The sequence below is a fragment of the Novosphingobium sp. HII-3 genome (assembly GCF_002916655.1).
Lineage (GTDB): Bacteria > Pseudomonadota > Alphaproteobacteria > Sphingomonadales > Sphingomonadaceae > Novosphingobium > Novosphingobium panipatense.
Map to the genome: position 1 here is coordinate 1 of NZ_PPSM01000080.1, position 1,122 is coordinate 1,122.

At 60.7% G+C, this 1,122-nt stretch carries 1 protein-coding gene and 1 tRNA gene; one reads left to right on the top strand and one right to left on the bottom strand.

What is annotated here, in order from left to right; all coding sequences use genetic code 11:
- The first annotated feature begins 277 nt into the window (after positions 1 to 277).
- On the top strand, positions 278 to 1,039 hold the full coding sequence (locus C2R25_RS21365) for a zinc ribbon domain-containing protein (RefSeq protein WP_369825723.1): 762 nt from the start codon (positions 278 to 280) through the stop codon (positions 1,037 to 1,039).
- Here the strand turns inward: C2R25_RS21365 and C2R25_RS18805 are convergent.
- Positions 996 to 1,072: transfer RNA gene (locus C2R25_RS18805), tRNA-Met, on the bottom strand. The genes C2R25_RS21365 and C2R25_RS18805 overlap by 44 nt on opposite strands.
- Between the last annotated feature and the right edge of the window lie 50 nt (positions 1,073 to 1,122).

The following is a 1,122-nucleotide window of genomic DNA, read 5'->3' on the forward strand; positions in this document are numbered from 1 at the left end:
ACACCTGACGGTGCGCGTCGTCGTCCGTGGGCCCCTCCTATCGACTACCGGGATAACCGCCAGACTACCGAAAGGTGGGGTCAATATTGGACGCCGATAGGGGGTCAGTTTTGCGCGCCGGTTGACAAGTGAGTGGATCGTGCGGGACGAGCCGGACCTGCGGATCATCGACCAGAGCTTGTGGGATCAAGTCAAAGCGCGGCAGAGCGAGGCCCGAATGGCCCGCGATGTGAAGTTCGGCATCACCGGCAACCCGCTGGGCGGAGCAAAGCGCCCCATGCATTTTCTCAGTGGGCTAGTCCATTGCGGCCTATGCGGACAGCCGTTCGTCAGCGTCGGCCCCCGTTGGCGCTGCAAGGCCGCAGCGCGCCAGGCCTGCAAAAACAGTTCGATCGCCGGCGCACATCTGGAAGACAGGGCACTTGCAGGCCTGCGTGATAAATTGCTCACCCCGGAAATCATCAGCCGGTTCGCTGTGCATCTGCAACGGGAACTGGACGACCAGATGCGGGTGGCTCATGGTCGTCGCGATGAAATGGAGGCAAGCCTTGCCGAGACCCGGCGCCGGATCGCCAAGCTGGTGAAGCAGATGGAGGAGGAAGATGACCTGCCCCGCTCCGTCATGACGCGCCTTAAGGATCTGGAGCGTGAAGAAGAGCGACTGGAAAAGGAACTGACCAGTCTGCCAGAGCGGACGGTTGTGCGACTCCCTGCCAACTATGAGACTATCTACCGTTCCGCGATCGCAGATTTGGATCGGCATCTGACCATGCGCGAAGCAAGTGCGTCTCGCAATGCGATCCGTGTATTGATCGAAGGGATCGTTGTCCATGGCGGCGACAGCCGTGGCGGGAAGCACCGGCGCCTGGAACTGCGCGGCGATCTGTTTTCGATGCTGGAGTTTGCGGAGGCGGCTGTAAACAATAGGAACAGCGTGGCTCAGAACGCACGAAAGTCCCATCAGGACACTTCTGGGACTTTGAGTCGTACACCGTTGGTTGCGGGGGCAGGATTTGAACCTGCGACCTTCAGGTTATGAGCCTGACGAGCTACCGGGCTGCTCCACCCCGCGTCACCGATTGTGTGCGTTCGAGGGGAACGCGAAGAGGGCCTTTGGGGGAT